At 41.1% G+C, this 392-nt stretch carries 1 pseudogene; it reads right to left on the bottom strand.

The annotated features are described in order from the left end of the window. A pseudogene (locus DC53_RS0120880) lies at positions 1-392 on the bottom strand (hypothetical protein); the annotation flags it as partial.

The raw sequence follows: 392 nt of genomic DNA, 5'->3' as shown, positions 1-392 counted from the left end.
CACCGGTTGATTGTTCTTTATGACGATGATGCTCGGGTTTGTTGTATTCACTAGCACTATGGCATTGTAAACACAGCCCATTCGTTTTTGTTTTAACTTTCATAGTGTGTTTATCGTGGCAGTCAACGCAGTTAACACCGGCTTTGTACATTTTACTTTGTGCAAAAGAGCCAAATACATACACTTCTTCTTTAATTTGGCCATCGGCGTGATACAAATTAGGTTCTAAAAATGAAGGACTAAATTGGTCCAAAAACGCTTGGTTGTTATCAAAACCATCAGTAAGCGGGCTTCTAAGCGAGTGGCACGCATAACAGCCTTGCATAAAGCTGTTATCGCGGGGCTCACCTTGCCAAGTAGCAATTTTATCATCACCGATAATTTTCCACTGC

It is taken from the genome of Pseudoalteromonas fuliginea (assembly GCF_000690055.1).
Lineage (GTDB): Bacteria > Pseudomonadota > Gammaproteobacteria > Enterobacterales > Alteromonadaceae > Pseudoalteromonas > Pseudoalteromonas fuliginea.
This window is presented reverse-complemented; position numbering and strand designations above follow the sequence as displayed.